The organism is Henriciella sp., from assembly GCF_029936995.1.
Lineage (GTDB): Bacteria > Pseudomonadota > Alphaproteobacteria > Caulobacterales > Hyphomonadaceae > Henriciella.
The window spans coordinates 117,337-139,171 of the sequence record NZ_JAPYRE010000003.1; the positions used below are offsets into that span (position 1 = coordinate 117,337).

21 protein-coding genes are annotated in these 21,835 nt (G+C 55.4%); 8 read left to right on the top strand and 13 right to left on the bottom strand.

Going from position 1 to position 21,835, the window contains the following annotated elements; all coding sequences use genetic code 11:
* Position 1 precedes the first annotated feature (1 nt).
* The 3 genes from Q1K31_RS07715 to Q1K31_RS07725 all read right to left on the bottom strand — a co-directional run bounded on the left by Q1K31_RS07715 (position 2) and on the right by Q1K31_RS07725 (position 2,573).
* Complete coding sequence (locus Q1K31_RS07715) at positions 2-727, bottom strand: glycerophosphodiester phosphodiesterase family protein (protein WP_300378457.1); 726 nt, start codon at positions 725-727, stop codon at positions 2-4.
* 7 nt (positions 728-734) lie between these two features.
* Complete coding sequence (locus tag Q1K31_RS07720) at positions 735-1,196, bottom strand: RidA family protein (RefSeq protein WP_300378458.1); 462 nt, start codon at positions 1,194-1,196, stop codon at positions 735-737.
* Between the two features lie 81 nt (positions 1,197-1,277).
* Positions 1,278-2,573, bottom strand: a complete 1,296-nt coding sequence (locus Q1K31_RS07725; RefSeq protein WP_367187544.1) for a DNA polymerase IV — start codon at positions 2,571-2,573, stop codon at positions 1,278-1,280.
* Positions 2,574-2,683: 110 nt separating this feature from the next.
* Here Q1K31_RS07725 and Q1K31_RS07730 point away from each other — a divergent pair, with 110 nt between their 5' ends.
* Together Q1K31_RS07730 and Q1K31_RS07735 are read left to right on the top strand one after the other, a co-directional pair.
* Entirely contained in the window at positions 2,684-3,076 is a 393-nt protein-coding gene (locus tag Q1K31_RS07730; protein WP_300378460.1) for a response regulator, read from the top strand.
* Positions 3,073-4,443 carry a PleD family two-component system response regulator gene (locus tag Q1K31_RS07735; RefSeq protein WP_300378461.1) on the top strand — a complete coding sequence of 457 codons (1,371 nt, stop codon included), beginning with the start codon at positions 3,073-3,075 and terminating at the stop codon, positions 4,441-4,443. The genes Q1K31_RS07730 and Q1K31_RS07735 overlap by 4 nt, the downstream gene beginning before the upstream one ends.
* Here Q1K31_RS07735 and Q1K31_RS07740 read toward each other — a convergent pair.
* From Q1K31_RS07740 to Q1K31_RS07775, 8 genes are all read right to left on the bottom strand, one after another.
* The gene (locus Q1K31_RS07740) at positions 4,440-4,904 is read right to left on the bottom strand and encodes a universal stress protein (RefSeq protein ID WP_300378462.1); all 465 of its coding nucleotides are present in this window, start codon (positions 4,902-4,904) and stop codon (positions 4,440-4,442) included. The genes Q1K31_RS07735 and Q1K31_RS07740 overlap by 4 nt on opposite strands.
* Before the next feature lie 133 nt (positions 4,905-5,037).
* Positions 5,038-5,205, bottom strand: a complete 168-nt coding sequence (rpmG, locus tag Q1K31_RS07745; RefSeq protein ID WP_300378463.1) for a 50S ribosomal protein L33 — start codon at positions 5,203-5,205, stop codon at positions 5,038-5,040.
* Between the two features lie 138 nt (positions 5,206-5,343).
* Complete coding sequence (locus Q1K31_RS07750) at positions 5,344-6,072, bottom strand: NUDIX domain-containing protein (RefSeq protein ID WP_300378464.1); 729 nt, start codon at positions 6,070-6,072, stop codon at positions 5,344-5,346.
* On the bottom strand, positions 6,072-8,336 hold the full coding sequence (gene rnr, locus Q1K31_RS07755; protein ID WP_300378465.1) for a ribonuclease R: 2,265 nt from the start codon (positions 8,334-8,336) through the stop codon (positions 6,072-6,074). Before rnr ends, Q1K31_RS07750 begins: the two co-directional genes overlap by 1 nt.
* Positions 8,337-8,403: 67 nt before the next feature.
* On the bottom strand, positions 8,404-8,535 hold the full coding sequence (locus Q1K31_RS07760; RefSeq protein WP_300378466.1) for a hypothetical protein: 132 nt from the start codon (positions 8,533-8,535) through the stop codon (positions 8,404-8,406).
* A gap of 120 nt (positions 8,536-8,655) precedes the next feature.
* Complete coding sequence (topA, locus tag Q1K31_RS07765) at positions 8,656-11,238, bottom strand: type I DNA topoisomerase (protein WP_300378467.1); 2,583 nt, start codon at positions 11,236-11,238, stop codon at positions 8,656-8,658.
* Between the two features lie 68 nt (positions 11,239-11,306).
* On the bottom strand, positions 11,307-12,425 hold the full coding sequence (locus Q1K31_RS07770; RefSeq protein WP_300378468.1) for an LptF/LptG family permease: 1,119 nt from the start codon (positions 12,423-12,425) through the stop codon (positions 11,307-11,309).
* Positions 12,425-13,531 (bottom strand): LptF/LptG family permease, encoded by a 1,107-nt coding sequence (locus Q1K31_RS07775; protein ID WP_300378469.1) that lies wholly within the window; start codon positions 13,529-13,531, stop codon positions 12,425-12,427. The genes Q1K31_RS07770 and Q1K31_RS07775 overlap by 1 nt, the downstream gene beginning before the upstream one ends.
* Before the next feature lie 94 nt (positions 13,532-13,625).
* Between Q1K31_RS07775 and Q1K31_RS07780 the strand changes: the two genes are divergently transcribed.
* The 3 genes from Q1K31_RS07780 to ndk all read left to right on the top strand — a co-directional run bounded on the left by Q1K31_RS07780 (position 13,626) and on the right by ndk (position 16,106).
* Positions 13,626-15,092, top strand: a complete 1,467-nt coding sequence (locus Q1K31_RS07780) for a leucyl aminopeptidase (RefSeq protein WP_300378471.1) — start codon at positions 13,626-13,628, stop codon at positions 15,090-15,092.
* A gap of 2 nt (positions 15,093-15,094) precedes the next feature.
* Positions 15,095-15,565 carry a DNA polymerase III subunit chi gene (locus tag Q1K31_RS07785; RefSeq protein WP_300378473.1) on the top strand — a complete coding sequence of 157 codons (471 nt, stop codon included), beginning with the start codon at positions 15,095-15,097 and terminating at the stop codon, positions 15,563-15,565.
* A 118-nt stretch (positions 15,566-15,683) separates the two neighbouring features.
* Positions 15,684-16,106, top strand: coding sequence for a nucleoside-diphosphate kinase (gene ndk / locus Q1K31_RS07790; protein ID WP_300378475.1), 423 nt, complete (start codon positions 15,684-15,686; stop codon positions 16,104-16,106).
* Positions 16,107-16,150: 44 nt separating this feature from the next.
* On the opposite strand, the gene purN is transcribed toward ndk, so the two are convergent.
* Together purN and purM are read right to left on the bottom strand one after the other, a co-directional pair.
* A complete protein-coding gene (purN, locus tag Q1K31_RS07795) occupies positions 16,151-16,744 on the bottom strand; it encodes a phosphoribosylglycinamide formyltransferase (RefSeq protein ID WP_300378477.1) in 594 nt (197 codons plus the stop codon).
* Positions 16,741-17,766 carry a phosphoribosylformylglycinamidine cyclo-ligase gene (gene purM / locus Q1K31_RS07800; protein ID WP_300378479.1) on the bottom strand — a complete coding sequence of 342 codons (1,026 nt, stop codon included), beginning with the start codon at positions 17,764-17,766 and terminating at the stop codon, positions 16,741-16,743. Before purM ends, purN begins: the two co-directional genes overlap by 4 nt.
* 104 nt (positions 17,767-17,870) lie before the next feature.
* Here purM and Q1K31_RS07805 point away from each other — a divergent pair, with 104 nt between their 5' ends.
* The 3 genes from Q1K31_RS07805 to Q1K31_RS07815 all read left to right on the top strand — a co-directional run bounded on the left by Q1K31_RS07805 (position 17,871) and on the right by Q1K31_RS07815 (position 21,834).
* Positions 17,871-18,899, top strand: coding sequence for a hypothetical protein (locus tag Q1K31_RS07805; RefSeq protein ID WP_300378481.1), 1,029 nt, complete (start codon positions 17,871-17,873; stop codon positions 18,897-18,899).
* An 83-nt stretch (positions 18,900-18,982) separates the two neighbouring features.
* Entirely contained in the window at positions 18,983-19,618 is a 636-nt protein-coding gene (locus Q1K31_RS07810; protein WP_300378482.1) for a hypothetical protein, read from the top strand.
* A 44-nt stretch (positions 19,619-19,662) separates the two neighbouring features.
* Positions 19,663-21,834, top strand: coding sequence for an RNA degradosome polyphosphate kinase (locus tag Q1K31_RS07815; RefSeq protein ID WP_367187557.1), 2,172 nt, complete (start codon positions 19,663-19,665; stop codon positions 21,832-21,834).
* Position 21,835: the final 1 nt, after the last annotated feature.

A 21,835-nucleotide genomic window follows, 5' to 3' on the forward strand; every position in this document is an offset into this window, starting at 1 on the left:
ATCAGGTGGCAGTCTGCGCAAAGTGCGGATCAAAACCTTCGAATATCTGTGCGACTGGAAGAGTCTTGAGAAAGGCGCTCATGTCAGCACTTGTGACCGTCCAGGCGGCAACAGGTAGCTCATGGTCGCTAGCCATGCTGCAGATGTTCTCGGCATCTGTCACATGGCAGGCAAGATAATCCGGATTGAGCTCTTTTGCGGCTGTAACCAGGGCTTCCAGATTGAGGTTGCCCGACAAGGCGCTGGGCATGACCAGTGCTCCACGCATCAGGCTCCCGGGTATCTCGCGAACAGCCAGGTCACTGAAGCTCATGAGGGCAGCCGGCCCATTGTGAGCTTCAGCAAGCTCTGCGACCTTCTTCGTGAAAACAGGTGTGTCGGTTTCGCTGTCGATCTTGAGCTCAATAAGCAGGGGAGCATTGCCTGGCCACTCATCCAGCACCTGTTCGAGTGTTGTGAGCGTCCCGCGGCCTTTCAATGGGATGTCTGTCAAAGCCTCGGCTGTGCGTGCGTTGACGGGGCCCGTTTCATCCGTTGTGCGGTCAAGCTGTGTGTCATGGAAAACGACAGGGGTTCCACAGGCGGCCGGCCGTACATCAATTTCACAGCCCAGTCCGGCGTCGGCAGCGGCGAGAATGGCTTCGAGGCTGTTTTCACTTAGTCCGCCCGGCGTCCATAAACCACGGTGGGCATAAGCATGCTTCACGAGCTGAAACCGTCCGGCCATACCCGGCCTAGCTTTCGATCTCGAAAATGCCGTCGATCTCAACCGCAACGCCCAGTGGGAGTGTCGGACAGGCGACCGCAGAGCGGGCATGACGCCCTTTGTCGCCGAACACTTCAACCATCAGGTCGGAGCAGCCGTTGATGACTTGCGGAATGTCGGTGAAAAGCGAATGGCTGTTGACGAATCCGCCAAGCTTCACAACGCGGGAGATCTTCGACAGGTCGCCGACCGCAGCCTTGCATTGAGCAATTAGATTGATGCCACAATGGCGCGCAGCGTTCTGCCCGGCCGGCAGGTCCATGGTTTCACCGAGACGGCCTGTAATCCGTCCTTCAGAGGTGGCGCTGACCTGGCCAGATATAAAAAGCTGATTGCCGCTGATCACGAACGGTACATAGTTGGCGACGGCTTTCATCGGTTCAGGCAGTTTTATGCCAAGTTCTTCTAGTCGGGCTTCAGGTGTGCTCATGGGCAGTCATGCTCCGCTTTAGTTCATAATCTTCAAGCCCTGTCTCTTAGACATACGCTCCGCAGGGCGGCAAGACGTTGACTAGTTCCTTAGCTGATTCCGTGACATCAGCTTGACACCCCGGCCTGTCTGCACAGCGGCATGACCAAACTTGTCACGTGCGCGATCAGCAGCACGCTCAGCCGCAGCGCGCTTGGCGACGCCCGGATCAATCAGGTCAGCGTAATCCTCACCTGCAGGATGTAGATCGGAAAGGCTCACGCCAATCAGGCGATAGGGCGTGCTTGAGCGGGTCTCGCGTTCAAGCAATGGGCGGGTTGCGCGAAAAAGGGTCTGCGCCAGCTGTGTCGGATCGGTTAGGGTAACACTCCGCGTAAGTGTACGAAAATCCTTGCGCTTGAGTTTCATCGTTATGGCGTAGCCACAGACACCGTGACGTTTCGCGCGCGCTGCGGTTTCCTCACATACAGACCAAAGCCGGTCTTCAAGGACGTCATGAGTGGAAATATCCTCGCTGAAGGTCCGCTCAGCAGAAACCGACTTGCGTTCACGTCCAGCTGTTACAGGTCTGCGATCAAGGCCATGGGCGCGATCCCAGAGGGTTTGTCCTGCTTCGCCATATCGCGCCATCATGCTCCGCCGGTCTGTTCTCTGTACATCGCTGATGAGACGATACCCATCGCTATTGAGGCGTTTGGCAAAGGTCGGCCCCACGCCGTGTATGGCATTTACCGGCATCGGCGCGAGTATGGCGGGTGCTTCTTGCTCTGCAATGAGTGCAAACCCGCGTGGCTTGTCCATTTCACTGGCCATTTTGGCCAGAAACCGGTTAGACGCCAGACCTATTGAAATGGTAATGCCAAGATTACTCTCGATATCCCGTGCAAGCTTGGCAAGAAGAGCGGCGGGAGGACTGTGATGAAGGCGGGCTGTGCCTGAAAGATCCACATATCCTTCATCAATCGAGACCATTTGGATGAGGGGTGTCAGGTTTTCGAGCCGCGCGCGAATATCCCGGGAAACCGCGCTGTATTTCTGGAAGTCCGGCTTGATGACCACGGCATGGGGGCAGGCTTTGAGCGCCTTGAACATCGGCATTGCTGATTTTACGCCGTCCAAGCGGGCAATATAGCAGCAGGTCGATACAACACCGCGTGTTCCGCCACCGACGATAACGGGTTTGTTTCGTAGTTCAGGATTGTCGCGCTTCTCAATTGCAGCGTAGAATGCATCACAATCAATGTGGGCGATGCTGAGGCTGGTAAGATGGGGGTGTTGCAAGAGGTGGTCACTGCCACATACCGGGCAGGTGACTGGGCCGTGAGGAGCAATATGCGAACAATGCCTGCAAAGTGTGGGCATGTTTGTTCTTCTCATGTTCCGCGCTATCGTGCAAGTTCACATTTCCCGTTCAAATAAAGATTAAGACTCTTGGTGATAAGTTTCAGCCTGCTCAGGGAATGGTGCGTGTAGTTGAGACCGTAGTAATGACGATAGTAAATCAGAAATCGGTCCTTGTCGTAGAAGACAATGAACTGAACATGCGGTTGTTCTGTGACCTGCTTGATGCCTATGGATTCAAGACATTTCAGTGCCGGGATGGTGCAAAGGCTGTCGAACTGACCCGTAAACACAAACCGGACCTGATCATTATGGATATCCAGCTGCCGGAAGTTTCCGGTCTCGATATTACCCGCTGGATCAAGGATGACGAGTCGTTGCGGCATATCCCTGTTTTGGCCGTCACGGCTTTTGCAATGCGTGCTGATGAACAGCGTGTACGCGAAGCTGGCTGCGAGGGGTATTTGTCCAAGCCAATACAGATGCGCTCATTCCTGGCCAAGGTTGAGGAACTTGTCGGGGATCGGAAAGCTGCATGAGCGCACGAATACTTGTCGTCGATGATATTCTGGCTAATCGCCGCCTCATGCAAGCTAAGCTTGAGGCGAAATACTATACGGTATTGCTGGCGGAGAATGGAGCTGAAGCAATAGAAATAACCCGGCAGGAAGAGCCGGAAATCATTCTGCTTGATGTCATGATGCCCGGCATGGATGGTTATGAGGTTTGTCGCCGTCTTAAGGATGACCCTCAGACCGCTCATATTCCTGTCGTCATGCTTACAGCCTTGAATGAGACTTCAGATCGCGTTCGCGGCCTTGAAGCGGGTGCAGATGACTTCCTCACCAAGCCTGTAGATGATTTTGCCTTGATGGCTCGTCTCGGCGCGCTCAACCGCTATAATGCGGTCGCTCATGAGCTGCGCAAACGCGAGGCCAGCGGAGCTCATGCGGGGTCTTTGAGTGAGGAGGAGACAAAGGTTCTCGAGCAGGGCTCGAATATCCTGCTGGTCGATTCAAATCCTTCAACCGCACGTATGATCCTGGAGCCACTGGAGTCTGCAGGACATCGCCTGTTGACCCTGGACGGAAAGGGCAGCCAACAGGACCGCAAGAAAAGCAAACTTGATATTGTCCTGCTCAATGCAAGTCATCAGACCTTCGACCCGCTCCGCCTATGCGCACATTTCCGAAGCAGTGAAACGACACGAGCGCTCTCGATCATCGTCATTGCAAATGAATGTGACCGTGAACTTGCAGCCCAGGCTCTGGAGATTGGGGCGAACGACATTATTCAGGCACCGATAGCGCCTGAGGAATTGCTGGCTCGTATTGCGACCCAGACACGACGTAACCGCTATGTGGAGATATTGCGCCAACGCGTAGATCGTGGCCTTGAGCTTTCAGTTATCGATCAGCTTACAGGGCTTTATAACCGTCGTTACATGACGAACCAGATGGCGCTCTGGATGAAGCGCGCAAGCTCAGGCGGCGAACCGTTATCTGTCGTCGCGGCCGATATCGATCATTTCAAGCTGGTCAACGACAAGTATGGGCATGAGGCAGGCGATCGTGTCCTCCAGCAATTTGCAGAGCGAATCCAGCGCCATGTTCGTCCGAAGGACATAGTTTGCAGACCTGGAGGCGAGGAATTTCTCATCATCCTTCCGGAAACATCTGCCGAATTTGCCTGGAAAGCGGCTGAACGTATTCGCCGTGCTATCGACGCAGAGCCTTTCGAATTGGATACCGAAGGTGCTGTAACGCTGAATGTGACAGTCAGTGCAGGTGTAGCCACCTATAATGGTGAAGACGATACGATCGGGGAGATGCTGAAGCGCGCCGACAATGCCCTTTATCATGCCAAGAATGCCGGGCGGAACAGGGTCACCAATATCGCGGCTTAGTTGCCGGTCTTCTTCTTGTGAGCGGTTGTCACAACGAACACCGCGCATGGCGCTTCTCGGATCATATCAGAACTTTCTGACCCCTGAAGGAGGCGTTTCCACCATCCTTTCTGGTGAGAACCTATGACAATAAGGTCAATGTTATTCTTCTTGGCATAACTGGCTGCATCACGCGAAGGGTTACCTTCCAGAACGGCGAGTTTCGCAGCGCGACCACCTGCTTCCGTAATTTCCTTTAACTTGGCCATGCGCCGCTCACCATCAGCTTTGTGGGCTTTGGCGTCTGCTTCTATGGCGCTGCCCGCGTAAGGGGAGTTGAATGTCGTGATGTAAGGGTTGGAATCGATTGCATGAAGCTCACCAGAGGCGGCAGTGAGTTGATGTGCGGTCTCGAAAACCAGGGTTGAGAGGCTGTCATCTACATCAATGACGGCGACGACCTTATCGAACTCCAGAGCCATGGGCACCTCCTGTTATTATACATAATAACATATGAGATGGCATTCGGGTCCATACGTAAAATGCGGGAACCGAAAAAAGAGAAAGCCGGGCAAACTGCCCGGCTTTGTATAATCAGTATCGATTGGGAAGACCTTACTTGATCTTGCCTTCCTTGAAATCGACATGCTTCTTCGCGACCGGGTCGTATTTACGCATCACCAGCTTTTCGGTGAGATTGCGCGGGTTCTTCTTGGTGACATAGAAAAAGCCCGTCCCGGCGGTCGAGTTCAGGCGAATCTTGATGGTTGTCGGCTTAGCCATGACGGTTGCTCGTTTCGGGTGTTTCAGAAATTCGAAGGCCGCTTAATGGAGGGGGAGCCTTCCAAAGTCAAGCGCCTGTGCACACTGCGCGGCTATCGCTGGTTTCGTTGGTGGTAAATGAATCTGGGTGGCCAGTTCCTATATCCGGTCCCTTGAATGTCCGCCGGGCGTCCAGCGCAAGAAAGGAGGGCGCAGGGCTTCAGGATCATTCTTTTCCAGACGTTCGCCGATCTCTCCAATCATGAAGCGGGTCACATTCGGGAGATCGAGGTTCATAGCGTCAGACAGTGTCACCCATTGCAGGTCATGCAGTTCTGCTCCGTCTACTGGCGGGCGTTCGTCAATCAGGACATCTTCAGCTTCAGCCATGAAAAAGCGGGCATCGAAGCGTTTGGGCCTGTATGGCGGGGTAATGGCCCGGCCAATGAACGTGAAACCTTTCAGACAGGGCGCGGCTCGCTGTTCGGCATATTTCAGCCAGTCAACCGCGGGCCTGCCCGGGAAATCACTTGCACGGCCAACGATAAGACCTGTTTCCTCGAATGTTTCACGGATGGCTGTAAGACCGAAGGCTCTCGGCTTGCGACGTGTCTTGTGAGCCAGCTTCTGTTCAACCGTCTGCCGTAGTTCCGAGAGGCTTGGAACACGACCATCGGCCGTATCGACCCGGCCGCCCGGAAAGACATACTTGTCAGGCATGAAATCATGCCGGCCCGAGCGTTTACCCATAAGCAGGCGGGGTTCTGCCTGATCACGCCGGACAAGGATCAATGTAGCGGCATCGCGAGGCCGCGGCGTAGGTCTATCTTTCTGGATGATATCGCCATCATCCTCCTTGTCGTAAGCGCTGCCGAGTTTGACGGCCATCAGCGCTTTCCTCCCTTTTTTGTCTTCTTGTCTTTTGTTTTCCCCTTTTTGCGGGGCTTGCCAGTGAGTTTGCCACGGCCGCGACCGCCTGGGCCAGACCTGCCCCCACGCGAGGCAGGCGGTTTTTCTCCAGGACGTTTTGGTTTTGGCGGCGAGAGAACTTCAAGCAAAAGCCCGCCCTGTAACGGTGTAACTTCCTGCAGCTTCACCTGGACGGTCTGGCCCATCTCAAATCGCTTGCCGGATCCGCGAGCAATCAGCGCCATGCTTGCTTCGTCATGTACCCAGAAGTCATCTGATAGCTTTGAAATGGGTGAGAAGCCATCGGCTCCGGTGCCAGCCATGCGGATGAAGAGGCCGGCTGGGGTCACACCCGTAATCCTGCCTTCGAACTCTGCACCGACACGATCCTGAAGGTACAGTGCGAGGTAGCGGTCGGTAGCCTCACGTTCGGCAGCCATGGAGCGACGCTCGGTATCGACGAGGTGACTGGCCATATCCTGTAGAGAGGCTGCCATTTCTTTGGTCAGACCATCCTCTCCAAGCTTCAATGAGCTGATCAGTGCGCGGTGAACAATAAGGTCACTATAGCGCCGGATCGGTGAGGTGAAGTGGGCATAACGGGTAAGGTTCAGCCCGAAGTGGCCGAGATTTTCAGGGTCATAGACAGCCTGTGCCTGAGACCGCAGGACCATCTCGGAGACAGCTTCGGCATGGTCGGCATCTCGCGTATCTGCCATGAGCCGGTTGAAACGGCTTGTTTGTGGGCGCTCGCCCACAGGCCATTTGATGTCGATGGTCTGAAGGAAATCGGCCAAAGCAGCAATTTTTGCATCAGACGGCTGGTCGTGAACCCGGTAGAGCAGGGGGGCACCCTGTTCTTCCAGGGTTTCAGCAGCGGCCACGTTGGCCTGGATCATGAACTCTTCGATTAGCTTGTGCGCGTCAAAGCGTTCTTTTTCCACGATGGCTTTGACTTTTCCATCCTCACCAATTTCGACTTTCTTCTCGGGCATGTCGAGATCGAGCGGTGCACGCTTTGCGCGTGCTTTGCCCAGCGCCTCATATGCGCCCCAGAGCGGCCTCAGGACAGAATCCAGAAGAGGCTCACCCGCTCCCCCGGTTGTGCCGTCAATGGCCGCTTGAGCCTCTTCATAGGCGAGCTTGGCCTTGGAGCGCATCGTCCCGCGTATGAAACGGTGTGAGCGTTTCGCGCCTGACTGGTCGAATACCATTTCCACGGCCATACACGGCCGGTCTTCCAGTTCCACGAGAGAGCAGGCATCTGCTGAAAGCTCGAAGGGTAGCATCGGTACGACACGATCCGGAAAATACGTCGAGTTTCCGCGCTTTTGTGCTTCCCGGTCGAGCGCCGTGCCCGGGCGCACATATGCAGCGACATCAGCGATTGCTACGATGACTTTCCAGCCGTCTTCCAGTTTCTCGGCATAAATCGCATCGTCGTGGTCCCGTGCATCGGCCGGGTCGATCGTGATGAGATCGAGGCTGGTAAGATCTTCCCGGGGGCAATCCAGAGGCTTGATGGACTTTACTTCGTTCAGCACGTCATTCGGGAACTCGACGGGGATGTCATGACCATGAATCGCCAGAAGTGATGCCGCGCGCGGGTCGTCTATACGGCCGAGAATTTCTGTTACTATGCCAAAGGCGGGCCCGTTGGGTTTGCCGGGTTTCGGGGTGGCGGTGACGAGGTCGCCATCTTTGGCCCCTTTACTGTCATTCTTGTCGACCAGCAGTGTACGCTTGTCCTTGCGGCTTGCGGGAATGATGCGTCCGCCCTTGGGATTGCTTTCGAAGCGCCCGGTCATAAGCGTTTCTTCGTCGCGTTTCTCGAAAAGCTTCAGGAGCTTGGCGTGGTACTCCCCATTGCTTTCGTTCACTTTTGCGAGACCGCGATCTCCAATGCCCGGCGCAGGGCCACGCGACTTGCCTTGATAGCCTGTATAGCGGATCGGTGGACCAAAAGCGCCTTCACGGCCAACTGCGCGGGCGATTAGCTCACCGTCTCCGTCGATCTCTTCAAAACTTATGACTCCGGTTGGAGGAGGGCGATCCGCGATGGCCCAAGCACGTTTACCAGTGCGCTCAAGCGTTCCGTCTGATTCAAGTTCTTTCAGGATTGCTCGCAGCGCCTGTCGTTCGCGGCCTTTCACCTTCAGGCCGCGGGCAATTTCCTGCTTGGTTGTTAGCGCAGGGTTATTTGAAATGAAGTCGAGAACAGTCTCGCGATCAGGAAAACTCATAGTCTCGATATAGGGGATTCTGGCACAGAATGCTTGTATTCATTCAGGTCACAGGTCCGGGAGGGCCCTAGATCATGGTTCCCACAAGTATGCCCATGGCAAATATGGCGGCGATCACGGATACGACCAGAACCCAGCGAACACCCTTGCCTGTTTCACCCTGCCTGGCCTCATCTGTTTCTACTTTTGGATCGGTCATTAGATTACCTCGTGTCTGGTTCTGAATAGCTTGCTCAATTGGCATGGCTATTCTGCCACGGCATGTGGCAATTATTCATCTTATAACGGACACTTGGGGCATTTGTTCACCCAGCCAAGGTCACTCCTTTTTCGATGCGGCCTTGGCTGGCGCCTTTTTTTTGCTGCCTGCAGTCTTCTTTTTCTTCGTCGGCGCTTTCTTCTTCTTTGCGGGCTTCTTTGCCTTGGCATCGATCAGCTCGATAGCGTGATCGAGAGTCACCGTATCCGGCGTTACCTCCTTTGGAAGGGTCGCATTCGTCTTGCCATGCTTCACATAAGGGCCGTAGCGACCTTCATAGACGTGGATCGGCTCATCATCAGCCGGGTGCTTGCCGAGCTTCTTGAGAGGTTTCGCAGCTGTGCGTCCGCCGCGGCCTCCATTGGCGCGCTTGTCCGCAATGAGCGTAATGGCGCGGTTGAGGCCAATATCGAATAGTTCCTCGATATTCGAGACGTTCGCGAAGGTCCGCTGGTGCTGTACATAAGGGCCATAGCGGCCAAGATTGGCCTTGATAGGCTCTCCGTCCTCTGGATGGACGCCAACTTCTCGCGGTAGCGACAGGAGTTTGAGGGCATTCTCTAGGGTCAGTGACTGCGGATCCCATCCTTTGGGCAGGCTGGTGCGTTTCGGCTTATCCTCGCCACTGGGTGTTTCGACATAGGGCCCGAAACGGCCGGTCTTCAGCAAGACCGGCTCTCCCGTGTCCGGGTGAAGCCCAAGCTCCTCGCCATCCGGGTTGATCGCGTGTTCCTTCTCACTATCGACGGAGAAGGGGCGCGTGAACTTGCACTCCGGGTAGCGAGAACAGCCGACAAAGGCACCATGACGTCCAAGCTTCAGGGAAAGCTCCCCTTCGCTACAGAGAGGACATTGGCGTGGATTGGCCTTTTCTTCGCCATTCTCGTCCTTTGTCGGGAAGACATATGGGCCGAGTGTCTCGTTGAGTGCATCGAGCACATTGGCAACGCGCAGTTCCTTGGTTTCAGAAACAGCAGCCTGAAACTGCGTCCAGAACTCCCTGAGGAATGTTTTCCAGTCGAGTTTCCCGTCAGAAATGATGTCGAGTTGTTCCTCTAGCCCGGCTGTGAAATCGTATTCGACATAACGTGCAAAAAAGTTCTCGAGAAAAGCAGTGACCAGCCGTCCCTTGTCCTCCGGGATAAGCTGCTTCTTTTCGAGCCGGACGTACTCGCGATCTTCCAGCGTGGAGAGTGTGGAGGCGTAGGTCGAGGGCCGTCCGATACCGAGCTCTTCAAGGCGTTTAACGAGAGAAGCTTCAGTGTAACGTGGTGGCGGCTGGGTAAAATGCTGTTCAGATTTTGCCTCTACGAGATCGGCATGCTCACCTTCTTTCATTTTAGGCAGCCGATCGGCAGAATCCTCGTCATCATCACCATCGTCACGGCCTTCTGTGTAAAGCTTGATGAAGCCCTCAAAGACGATGACCTGACCAGTTGCGCGTAGCTGGGTGCGTTTGTCCTTGGACAGGAAGTCGAGCGTGGTGCGCTCGAATTCGGCTGCCTCCATCTGCGATGCGACGGCACGGCGCCAGATCAGTGTATAGAGCTTTTTCAGGTCACCATCACCACGATAGCTCTCAGGCCGGATACTGAAGTCAGTCGGTCGAACGGCTTCGTGCGCTTCCTGGGCATTCTTGGCCTTGGAGGAATAGCGGCGCGTTTTCTCGGGCAGATAGCGAGCCCCATAATCACTTTCAATCTGGCGGCGTGCGTCTGCATAGGCCTCTTCAGCCATGTTGACGCCGTCGGTCCGCATATAGGTGATGCGGCCTTCTTCGTAGAGTTTCTGGGCAGCCTGCATGGTGCGTTTGGCGGTAAAGCCGAGTTTGCGTGAGGCTTCCTGCTGGAGCGTGGATGTGATGAAAGGCGGTGGCGGGTTACGCCGGATCGGTTTTGATTCAACGGAGCTAACGGAGAAACCACCTGTTTTAACCGCATCAAGGGCAGCCTGTGCGGCGGTGGCATCCGGCAGGGAGAATTTTTTCAGGTTTTCGCCGTCGAGGGCATGCAGGCGGGCCTTGAAATCAGTCCCGTCTGCTGCGCGCAAGTCAGCTCCGATCGACCAGTACTCCTGCGGCTGGAATGTCTCGATCTCGAGCTCGCGCTGACAAATGAGACGCAGGGCGACCGACTGGACGCGGCCAGCTGACCGGGAGCCCGGCAATTTGCGCCATAATACTGGCGAAAGGTTGAAGCCAACGAGATAATCCAGCGCCCGGCGTGCGAGATAAGCATCGACAAGCTCCTGGTCGATCTCCCGTGGCTGTTCCATCGCCTTGGTGACAGCATTTTTGGTAATGGCGTTGAAAACGACACGCTCAACCGGAGTATCCTTAAGCGCTTTCCTTTTCTCCAGGGCTTCAAGCAGGTGCCAGGAGATCGCCTCTCCTTCACGGTCAGGGTCAGTGGCAAGGATAAGCTTGTCGGCACTTTTTGTGGCGTCTGCAATCTCGCGGATACGACTCGCAGACTTTGAGTCTGCCTGCCAGACCATCTCGAAATCGTTGTCCGGATCTACAGAGCCATCCTTGGACGGCAGGTCCCGAACATGACCGTAAGATGCCAGGACCTTGTAATCGCTTCCGAGATATTTGTTGATCGTCTTGGCTTTGGCAGGCGACTCAACAACAACAACTTTCATACGGGGAACCCTCCAGAGAGCCGCGGAACTTGGGTGGACGGGAAGAGGCTGTCAACCCGGCGACAGCTTCATCCATCCTCCCGGTAGGCAAGAAAGGCCAGGCTGGCAAACAGTGCGAAGAGAGCCGGTGACCAAGCTGCTACGACGGGCGGTATTGCCCCGGATGAGCCAAGACTTGCGCTGAACTGCATGATGAAAAACACACCCGTTGCAGACAGCGCGCCCCCGGCTACCAGCCGGCTTGTACCGCCCAGACGGGATAGCCGGAGGCAGACAAGCGCTCCAATCAAGCCCATCGCGGTATAAAAGACGGGAATAGCCGTCAGACCAAACAGACGAACGGCAAAACGCGATGAATCAAGTCCGGCCTGTTCGGTTTGATGGATAAATGCAGGAAGACGCCAGAAGCCAATCGTATTCGGTGACGTAAATCGATCTAGCAGTGTATCGGGGTCCAGGTCTGTTGGGATAGCTAGACTTTCCATCCGCTCGGGTGGACTTCCCGGCACATTCTCTATCAGGTCTTCCATCTGCCAGAAGCCATTAATGATCCTGGCCTGTTCAGCATCAATGCGACGTACGAATTCAAAGCGCTGAGTAGGTTCTCCATCAACAAAGACGCGCCCTTCTTCGAGCATTTTCACATTCTCGAAGACCTGCCCGGTATCATCCACACGTTCGGCATGGATCACGACCTGTGAATTTCCGTCACCCTGGCGCAGCCAAACATCAGTCTTGCTGGAATCCACGCGGACGCCGCCTGTAACGAGGAGTTCATTCCGCAAGGACTCAAAACGATCCGACAGACGCGCGCCCAGCGGGTTCAATGCCATCATCGCGAAGAGGCCGAGCGCGATACAAAGCACCACGAGCGGGGCAAGGAACTGCCATGCGGACAATCCCGAGGCGCGTATGACGGAAAGCTCGGAACGTTTGTTCAATCGGCTATATGCAATCATCGCTGCGACCAGAATTCCGAATGGCAATGTCTGCTCGATCAGTCCTGGCAGCTTCATCAGGGAAAGCTGCACAGCTTTCTGCGGGGGCAGGTCGATATCCCCCCCCACGGTCCGCAGTTGTTCCACGACATCAACCAGCATGATTGTGATGATAAAGAGTGAAAGGACGAGCATGAGCCCCGTCAGACACTGGACAAAGATATATCGCTGGATCCGGTTCAGGCCCATCACGTATTCTCCCTGCCGATCTGTCGCGTGACGGGGGGGTGCCATTTGAAGAAAACAAGGGAAATGACCAGAATGGTGCCGATCGGCACAAACCATTGGCCGAGATTGGCTAGAGCGATATCCTGACTGGCGGACTGTACTGTCAGCTGAATCATGATGATGAAAAGAGCTCCAGCTGTAGCCAAGGCTATACGGCGGGAATAACCACGGCGATTGAAATCTCCGCCGAGAACTGCCGTTATGGCAATCAGGGCCATCGCGATACTTACAAGGGGTGTGGTCAGTCGTGTGTGGGATTCCGCCTGGAATTTCTTTTCATCCTGTAATTCCTGGTAATTCTTCCGGTCAATCGAAACCAGTTCGTGCAGGTAACGGTCCGAAGCTTTCAGAACGACAGCTTCTGATTCGTTCAGGAAGGGAGACAGATCAAAAGTTGATTGGTCGAAATCGAGTGTGCTCAGCGCCCCGTTCGAGTCCATTTGATGAATTTGCCCCTCCCACATCACGATGCTCGGGACCCCATCAACTTCTACAAAGCGACCGCGCTGAGCAAGGTAATCACGAGCTTCGGCGCGATTGTCGGATATAAGCACGCCGATCAGGTCACCCCCGCGAGAGTCGCGTGCATAAACCGTCAAATTCTCACCCGCGGAAGTGAATTGGCCGGGGCGCACAAGGGAGGATGCAAGGTCAGCCCGTGCTTCTTTCACGGTTTCACGCAAGGCCCGCTGCGCGCTGGGTTGTACCCAGAGGTTCACTCCGAGGTGAACAATCGCAGCAATAACAGCGAGACGTATTATCGGTGAGGCGATCTGCCAGCGTGTTAGGCCCGCCGCGCCGGCCACGACGATTTCGTTATCTCGGTGTAACCTGTTAAGAGACCAGACAGTTGCTACAAAAATCGCCAGCGGAGTTAGCAGTGCAACGACTTGTGGCGCGCCAAGAGCAATTACATAAAAATAGACCAGTGCGGACTGACGATTTTCAACAATTAGGTCAGTCTGCGAAAGGCCTTGAGCAAGAATGGCGAGAAGGGTCAGCCCGCCAATGATTATGACGACAGAGCGAAAAACCTGTTTGAAGAGATAGCTCTGTATGCGTTTCATCGTGGGGTCAGGTGTAGTTTTTGCTTGGCGTCACTGCCTAGCGAGTTGATTGCGACGCGTCGATGCTTAGTTTCTGCGCAAACGGAGTTTATTCATGAAGATCACTTTTGCTGAACAGGCGGAAGCAGACATTTCTGCTTTCGTCATTGATGAAAACGGAAAACTGCCGGCTGCGGCGAAAGACCTGGACGAACAGTCCGGAGGGTTGCTTGCTGAAGCGATCAGCCAAAATCGGTTCACGGGTAAGGAGGGGCAGCAAACTTATGCCGTGATGCCCAAGGCTGCATCCTCCCGCCGCGTTGTTCTGATCGGTGGCGGCAAGCCCAAGGAGCGAGATGCGCGCGCGCAAGAGAAAATCGGTGCATTTCTGGTCAAATCTCAGGCCGATAGTGGCTATAAGACAATTGCCCTTTACGCTGAAGATGCGGAATTCGCAGCACGCGCCGCGCTTGGTGCAAGTCTCGCAGCGTACAGGTTTGACGACTATTTCACAAAGCTGAAAGCAGATCAGAAACCGAGTTTGAAAACGTTTACTGTCGTCTGCCCCGACGAACGCACAGCGAAAGCGGCGTGGAAGCCGCTCGAAGCTGCCAGCGAAGGCACGAAGCTCGCTCGGGACCTTATGAACCTGCCGCCGAACATCCTCTACCCGGAAACTTTTGCGGACCGGATCAAGGAGCTGGAGAAACAGGGCCTTGAAGTCGAGATTCTTGGTGAAAAGGAAATGGAAAAGCTCGGCATGGGCGCTTTGCTTGGTGTCGGACAGGGTTCGGTGAAGGAATCCAAGCTTGCCATCATGAAGTGGAATGGCGGCAAGAAGGGTGAAGATCCGGTCGCACTATGCGGCAAAGGCGTATGTTTCGATACTGGCGGTATTTCATTGAAGCCGGGGCCGGGCATGGAAGACATGCGCGGTGACATGGGCGGCGCCGCCGCTGTAACAGGTGCCATGCTGGCGCTTGCCAAGCGTAAAGCGAAGGCAAATGTCGTTGGACTTGTTGGCCTCGTTGAGAATATGCCTGACGGCAATGCAATCCGGCCCGGTGATATTCTCACATCTGCCTCTGGGCAGACCATCGAGGTTCTTAATACCGATGCAGAAGGTCGGCTCGTCCTGGCCGATGTGCTCTGGTATGCGCAAGAGCACTTCAAGCCGAAGGCCATAGTCGACCTTGCTACCCTTACAGGCGCGATCGTCATTTCACTTGGCCACCATCATGCAGGCCTTTTCACTGGTGACGATGATATTGCCGACAAGCTCACCAAAGCCGGCCTTGCCGAAGGCGAACGTGTCTGGCGTCTGCCGATGGGCAGCGAATATGATGCGCTTCTGAAGTCCCAGTTCGCAGATATGAAAAATATTGGCGGCAAGACGGCCGGGTCGATCACGGCGGCACAGTTCCTCAAGCGTTTCGTCAATGACGGTCAGGTGTGGGCACACCTCGATATCGCAGGTGTCGCCTGGATGGATGGTAACAAGTCCCCGCTCAACCCGAGCTGGAGTTCCGGCTTTGGACCGCGTCTGCTCGACCGCTGGATTGCAGACAATTACGAGAGCTGATCTTGAGCGGGACTGGCAAACCTGAGTGGTGGTTCTATCATCTCAAGCGCACGACGCTTGAACAGGCTGCCGGTCCTTTGCTTGAAAAATGTCTGGAACGGGGCTGGCGTGTGCTTGCCGTCAGCCCCGATATCCGTCGCCGCGGCGCGCTTGATGCGGCTTTGTGGACGTTTAATGACCAGAGTTTTCTGCCGCACGGTCAGGCTGAAGCGGCCGGGCTCGACCCGGCTAGCCAGCCTGTCCTCATTGCTGGGCAAGGCGAAAACCTGAATGAAGCTGCAGTAGCTCTTCTCATGGATGGGGCTGAGCTGCCGGTAGATGCGCCCTATGAGCGTTGCATGGTAATGTTCGATGATGGTGATGCGCCTGTGCGCGGCAAGGCGCGTGCTCAGTACAAGGCGGCTGCCGATGCCGGCCTGACTACACGCTATTTCCAGCAGACGCCGAAAGGTGGCTGGACCGAAGCAGGTTAGGACACCTTGGCACTGCAAGGTCAACGTGGTTCCGTGATAGCAGCTGTTGCCCCGTGCCACGCGCCCGGCTATAGGCCGCGCCAGAACCATCCCACATGCTTATACGAAGGAGCCTTTCATGGCGATCCAACGCACTTTTTCCATTATCAAGCCGGACGCCACAGAGCGTAATCTGACCGGGGCGATCAATGCCGTCTTCGAAAAGGCCGGCCTTCGCATCATTGGTCAGCGCCGTATCAAGATGACCCGCGAGCAGGCCGAGCGTTTCTACGCTGTTCACAAGGAGCGTCCGTTCTTCGGAGAGCTTGTTGACTTCATGACGTCCGGCCCGGTCGTCGTTCAGATTCTTGAGGGCGAGAATGCTGTAAAGGCTCACCGCGATGTCATGGGGGCTACAAACCCTGAAGATGCCGCTGAAGGCACTGTCCGCAAGCTCTATGCGAAATCCATCGGTGAGAACTCGGTTCACGGTTCAGATAGTGAGGAGAATGCTGATCTCGAAATCCGTCAGTTCTTCTCCGAGGCTGAGATCGTCGGCTAGGTGATCGAATCCTCACTGCCCAAAGCGAATAAGCCCTTGTCCGCTCAGGATGAGGGCTTTTTTCTTACAAGTTCGCAGGCTTTTGCCAGAGCTTTCGGATATAGCGCGTGCTCTTCAAGGAGAACTCGTTCTGAAAGTGACCCAGCCGTATCGCCAGCTTTGACTGGCACCCGTGACTGCGCGATCACATCACCTTCGTCTACACCCTCTGTAACCCAGTGGACTGAACAACCTGCTTCCTTGTCGCCGGCTTCGATTGCGCGTCTGTGAGTGTCGAGGCCAGGGTATTTCGGCAGGAGTGAGGGGTGTATGTTGATCATCCGGCCAGCCCAGCGCGAAACGAAGCCAGGTGTAAGCACCCTCATGAAACCAGCGAGTGCGATGATGTCCACACCTGTCTGGCACAGGACACGATCTATTTCGTTTTCGAAGCTCTCACGGCTTTCGTAGTTCTTGTGAGGGATTGCGACCGCTCGCACATTGAAGCCACGAGCAGTACTGAGACCGGATGCGTCAGCCCGGTTGGAGATGACGACGACAGGTTGAGCGGGATAGGCATCGTCCTGGCAAGCCTTGAGGAGCTGCTCCATATTTGAGCCGCGGCCAGAGATCAGGATCGCAAGACGCAGGCGTTTCATTCAGGTATAATATCGCCGATCACAACCGGACTTTCTCCGCTTGCCTCAAGCGCGGCAATAGCCGTTTCTGCCTGATCTGCAGCCACGGCAAAAACGAGTCCAATTCCCATATTGAATGTGCGGTGCATTTCGTCTTCTGCAACATTACCTTCGGCTTGGAGCCAGCGAAAGACCTCTGGCACTGGCCAGCTGGCCCGGTCAAACCGGGCTGTCAGTCCATCCGGCAGCATGCGTGGTACGTTCTCAGTCAGGCCGCCGCCTGTAATATGCGCGAGGCCCTTTACCCGGCCTTTGCGAATGAGCGGAAGTGCAGCATTCGAATAAAGCCGGGTCGGCGTCAGCAGCGCCTCGCCAAGCGTTTCATTCGAGAAAGGCGAGGGCGCATTCCAGTCAAGACCAGAGCGTTCGACAATTCGCCGGATGAGTGAGTAACCGTTGGAGTGCGGACCAGATGACCTGATGCCGATCAGCACATCGCCAGCTTTCATGTCATCAAGTTGGGGCAGGATCTGATCCCGCTCGACAGCTCCAACGACAAAGCCGGCCAGATCATAATGCCCTGGAGGATACATACCTGGCATTTCGGCTGTTTCACCGCCGACGAGCGCACAACCAGCCTGGCGACAGCCTTCAGCAATTCCGGAGATCACGCTTTCAGCGACACCGCTATCGAGTTTGCCACAGGCGAAATAGTCAAGGAAGAAAAGGGGTTCAGCACCCTGGGCGAGGACGTCATTGGCGCACATGGCGACAAGGTCGATTCCTACCGTCTTGTGGATGCCCGTTTCGAAAGCGAGCATGAGTTTTGTGCCAACGCCGTCTGTTCCCGAAACAAGGACAGGGTCTTTCCAGCCTTCTTTCCTAAGATCAAAAAGTGCGCCGAAGCCGCCAAGGCTTCCCATGACGCCAGCGCGCCGGGTCGCTTTCGCCATAGGAGAAATGGCATCAACAAGCCGTTCGCCTGCCTCAATATCGACACCGGCATCTTTGTAAGAAAGTGGAGTTTGGTCTTTGGTGCTCATGGAACAGCGCGTTAGCATGTGATGCAGGTTTCGACTAGCCAGCTAAGCGGTTCCAGATGTCGATGAGGCCTGCTAGAGAACCTTAAACACAGAAGGGCCCGCCAATGATTCGTGTCGTGCTAATCGCCGCCATATTTGCAGCTACCGTGGTGAGCTCCGCGTATGGGCAGACCCGTGACATCTATACGATACGGGACATTGAAGTAGAGGAGCAGGCAAGCTCGGTCATTCAGGCACAGCAGGAAGCGTTCATGAGTGCCCGGATCAAGGGTGCTTATCGTCTGGTTGAACGTTTAACCCTGCCCGAAGATCGCGAGGGGCGGCTTGGAAACGGCGCGATTAGTGCCTCGGTAGCCAACCGTCTGGCAGCTGCTGTTGATGTTCAGGAGGAAACACGCGGTGGTGGACGCTATGTAGGTGAGCTCGCGATTGTCTATAATCCACAATATGTACGCCGTTTTCTCGAACAGCGTGGCATTCCCTATATTGATCAGGCCGCTCCTAAAGCAGTTGTCTTTCCTGTGTCCGAACGTTTCGCAGCCTCGGTCTGGGCAGATGCTTGGCCTGAGCAGTCGCAAGGTCGACTCGCTACTTATAAGACTTCCATGAACTCCGGGGCTTCTGCGCAGTCCGGCTGGGAGTTTCTTCGCGGTGATGTTGAAACCGCAGGGGCCCGACGAGCCATTAAAGCCAATCTGGTCGGTGAACCCGGCGCTTTCCGTGTCGAGCTTCAATCATTGACAGGTGCAGGCGAGACCAGCCTCGGATCAACGAGCACTGTGGCCACGTTAGAAGAGGCGGTAGAGGCCGCATCCTCTTTGCTGGATCATGTCTGGAAGCGTCAGTCCATTGTCCGTTCAAGCGAGCGCACCCCTGCCAGATCGTCTGTATTCTTCACGTCGCTTGTTGAATGGAACTCGCTGCGCTCCGCGATGGCGCGTTCGCCACTGGTTTTCGATTTCGTGATTGAAGGCCTGTCAAAGGATGGCGCGGTAGTCGCATTTGTTCACGCCGGTGATACGCAACGTCTTGTCACGAACCTTCGCGAGCGAGGTGTCATGCTCGATACCGATCCTGACGGATGGGTCATGACATCCGCTGTTACGCGAGGACCTTTGTCAGGTGTCGAGTGAACGCACGAAAGAACAAACCACGCAGGCCTCGCCAGCTAGCGCTGGATTTTCCTGATGCCGGTCTATCCCTAGATACACTTTCAGTGACACCGGCGAACAGGACCGCGATTGCGGTTCTGAAGCGGTGGCCAGACTGGCGTACACATGCCGTTGCCCTCGCGGGAGAGCCAAAGTCCGGCCTAACCACTGCTGCGCATGCCTGGGCTGAAAAAGCAGGCGGTGATGTCTATAGCGCACAGGTCTTCGATCGATTAACGCACAGGCAGATAGAGGTCATTGCGGCTGACGCGGTTGCCGTGGACCGGGCCGATACTATCACGAATGAGGATAACCTGCTTTCGCTCATCAATCTGTCAGGCCGTCTCGGTGGTTCAGTCCTGCTGACCGGACATACCGTTCCTGCACGTTGGCGGGTTCGACAGCCCGACCTGGTGTCGCGTTTAAAATCAATGACGCTGGTCGAGCTTGGGCCGCCTGACGACGAGATGGTTTCCATTCGCTTGCGCGCGGCGATGAAGCGGCGGTTCCTTAAATTGCCCGAAGATGTCGAAACCTATCTTCTTACCAGGATTGAACGAAACTACGGGGCGCTCGAGACATTTGTTGAAAGCCTGCACGAGATGGCCGAGGGTCGCGAAGTGACTGTGCCACTAGCGCGGGAAGTACTGGATGAGCAGGGCGGGACATGGCCCCTGTTTGATGATGGGGATGATCAGTGACGCAAAAAGAGAGCCAGGCAGTATCGCAGAGGCCCGTAAAGCCGCTGGAGGCAACAAAGCTCGACACGGCTTTGTTGAAGAAGCCTGAGCGCTTTCTCAATCGCGAACTGTCCTGGTTGCGCTTTAATGAGCGGGTCCTTGAGGAGGCGTATAATGCGACACACCCGCTTCTTGAACGATTGCGTTTTCTGTCGATCTCATCCAGCAATCTCGATGAATTCTTCATGGTGCGCTATGCAGGGCTGCGAGAGCAGTTTCGTGCAGGCGTCACCCGGCCGAGCCAGGATGGTCTGACGCCAGAGGAGCAGGTTGCTGCTATCGAGAAGCATTCTGCAAAGCTGATGGAGGCCCAGCAGGCCTGTTGGAAGGAGCTGAGAGGCCTTTTGTCAAAAAACAAGGTCGATGTGCTCACAATGGCCGACCTGACAAATGCCGATCTCAAATGGTTGCGCGAGCATTTCGAGGAAAATGTCTTCCCGATCCTCACGCCTCAAGCTGTGGATCCTGCCCACCCGTTTCCCTTCATTCCCAACCTCGGCTTTGCCGTCGCGTTCCAGCTCGTTCCTGAAAAGGCGACCACCGAGGCGATGGTTGGTCTGGTGCCAATGCCGGCCTTTTCCCCGCGTTTCATCCGGCTACCGGACAGGGCGAAAAAAGGCATCCGTTTTGTACGCCTAGAAAGCGTGATCGCACAATTTATGGATATGCTGTTTCCGGGCTTCAGCTCGAATGGCCACTGTGTTTTCCGCATTGTCCGCGACAGCGACATCGAGATCGAGGAAGAGGCCGAGGATCTCATCCATGAGTTTGAGATCCTGTTGAAGCAACGCCGCCGAGGACGCATTGTGCGTATCCACATCGATGGTGACGCCCCCGCACAGCTACAGGATTTCATTACGCGAGAGATCGGTGCTGAAGAGCGCGATATCATGGTTCTCAAGGGGCTTTTGGGTATGAAAAGCCTCGCCGAGCTCATCGTGGATGACCGGAAGGACCTACAGTTTCAACCCTATGAGCCTAGGTATCCTGAACGTATCCGCGAAATGGGGGGCGACTGTTTCGCCGCAATAAAGGCTAAGGACATTATCGTTCATCACCCGTACGAGTCCTTCGATGTCGTCGTACAGTTCATCCGTCAGGCGGCTGTAGACCCGGACGTCATCGCCATCAAACAGACGCTCTATCGAACGACACTTAATTCTCCTATCGTTTCGGCACTTATGGAAGCCGCTGAGATGGGCAAGAACGTCACTGCGTTGGTGGAGATCAAGGCGCGATTTGATGAAGAGACAAACTTGCGTCTCGCCCGTGATCTGGAACGCGCTGGCGTTCAGGTGGTGTATGGCTTCATCGACTATAAGACGCACGCAAAAGTCTCACTGGTCGTGCGCCGAGAGGATGACAGGCTGCACAGCTACACCCACTTCGGTACCGGCAATTATCATCCAGTTACGGCGCGTATTTATACCGATCTGTCCCTGTTTACTGCTGATCCGGGCCTCGCGCGTGATGCCAACAAGCTGTTTAATTATGTGACCGCCTACCGCGAGCCGCCAGATGTCGCTCCAGACTTTGAGAAAATCGCCATGTCTCCGCGCACGCTCGAGTCACGCCTAGTCGATATGATTAACCAGGAAGCAAAAAATGCAAAGGAGGGACGGCCGTCTGGGGTGTGGGCGAAAATGAACTCGCTCGTGGATAATGACGTTATCGATGCGCTTTACAGGGCCAGTCAGGCTGGTGTGCCTGTCAATCTGATCGTACGCGGCATCTGTTGTCTTCGGCCAGGGGTCAAGGGACTGTCCGAGAACATTCAGGTCAAAAGTCTGATCGGGCGATTTCTGGAGCATTCCCGGATCGTCTGCTTTGCCAATGGCGAGATGCTGCCATCGCCAAAAGCCATCATCTATATTTCTTCAGCTGACTGGATGCAGCGTAATCTCAAACGTCGTGTCGAATCCCTCGTACCGGTGGAGAATCCGACGGTTCACAGGCAGGTGCTGAATCAGATCATGATTGCCAACCTCAACGATGATGAGCAGAGCTGGGAGATGGACGGCGACGGCGATTTCCACCGTCTGCGGCCGCCGGACAGGGGGGAAGGCTTCAGCGCCCACAGATATTTTATGGAGAATCCGAGCCTGTCCGGGCGTGGTAATGCCCTGGTCGTCAGCATTCCACCGCGTCTTGCGCCGAAAAAGCGGAGCAAAACCTGAT

Bases quoted from the DNA above. Each gene is read 5' to 3' on its own strand.
- Q1K31_RS07770 (WP_300378468.1), bottom strand. From the start codon at position 12,425: ATGGGCCTGAACCGGATCCAGCGATATATCTTTGTCCAGTGTCTGACG.
- purN (WP_300378477.1), bottom strand. From the start codon at position 16,744: ATGAAACGCCTGCGTCTTGCGATCCTGATCTCTGGCCGCGGCTCAAAT.
- rnr (WP_300378465.1), bottom strand. From the start codon at position 8,336: ATGAGTTTTCCTGATCGCGAGACTGTTCTCGACTTCATTTCAAATAAC.
- Q1K31_RS07740 (WP_300378462.1), bottom strand. From the start codon at position 4,904: ATGGCTCTGGAGTTCGATAAGGTCGTCGCCGTCATTGATGTAGATGAC.
- Q1K31_RS07775 (WP_300378469.1), bottom strand. From the start codon at position 13,531: ATGAAACGCATACAGAGCTATCTCTTCAAACAGGTTTTTCGCTCTGTC.
- Q1K31_RS07725 (WP_367187544.1), bottom strand. From the start codon at position 2,573: ATGAGAAGAACAAACATGCCCACACTTTGCAGGCATTGTTCGCATATT.
- Q1K31_RS07780 (WP_300378471.1), top strand. From the start codon at position 13,626: ATGAAGATCACTTTTGCTGAACAGGCGGAAGCAGACATTTCTGCTTTC.
- topA (WP_300378467.1), bottom strand. From the start codon at position 11,238: ATGAAAGTTGTTGTTGTTGAGTCGCCTGCCAAAGCCAAGACGATCAAC.
- ndk (WP_300378475.1), top strand. From the start codon at position 15,684: ATGGCGATCCAACGCACTTTTTCCATTATCAAGCCGGACGCCACAGAG.
- Q1K31_RS07730 (WP_300378460.1), top strand. From the start codon at position 2,684: ATGACGATAGTAAATCAGAAATCGGTCCTTGTCGTAGAAGACAATGAA.
- Q1K31_RS07805 (WP_300378481.1), top strand. From the start codon at position 17,871: ATGATTCGTGTCGTGCTAATCGCCGCCATATTTGCAGCTACCGTGGTG.
- purM (WP_300378479.1), bottom strand. From the start codon at position 17,766: ATGAGCACCAAAGACCAAACTCCACTTTCTTACAAAGATGCCGGTGTC.
- Q1K31_RS07760 (WP_300378466.1), bottom strand. From the start codon at position 8,535: ATGACCGATCCAAAAGTAGAAACAGATGAGGCCAGGCAGGGTGAAACA.
- Q1K31_RS07750 (WP_300378464.1), bottom strand. From the start codon at position 6,072: ATGGCCGTCAAACTCGGCAGCGCTTACGACAAGGAGGATGATGGCGAT.
- rpmG (WP_300378463.1), bottom strand. From the start codon at position 5,205: ATGGCTAAGCCGACAACCATCAAGATTCGCCTGAACTCGACCGCCGGG.
- Q1K31_RS07735 (WP_300378461.1), top strand. From the start codon at position 3,073: ATGAGCGCACGAATACTTGTCGTCGATGATATTCTGGCTAATCGCCGC.
- Q1K31_RS07715 (WP_300378457.1), bottom strand. From the start codon at position 727: ATGGCCGGACGGTTTCAGCTCGTGAAGCATGCTTATGCCCACCGTGGT.
- Q1K31_RS07720 (WP_300378458.1), bottom strand. From the start codon at position 1,196: ATGAGCACACCTGAAGCCCGACTAGAAGAACTTGGCATAAAACTGCCT.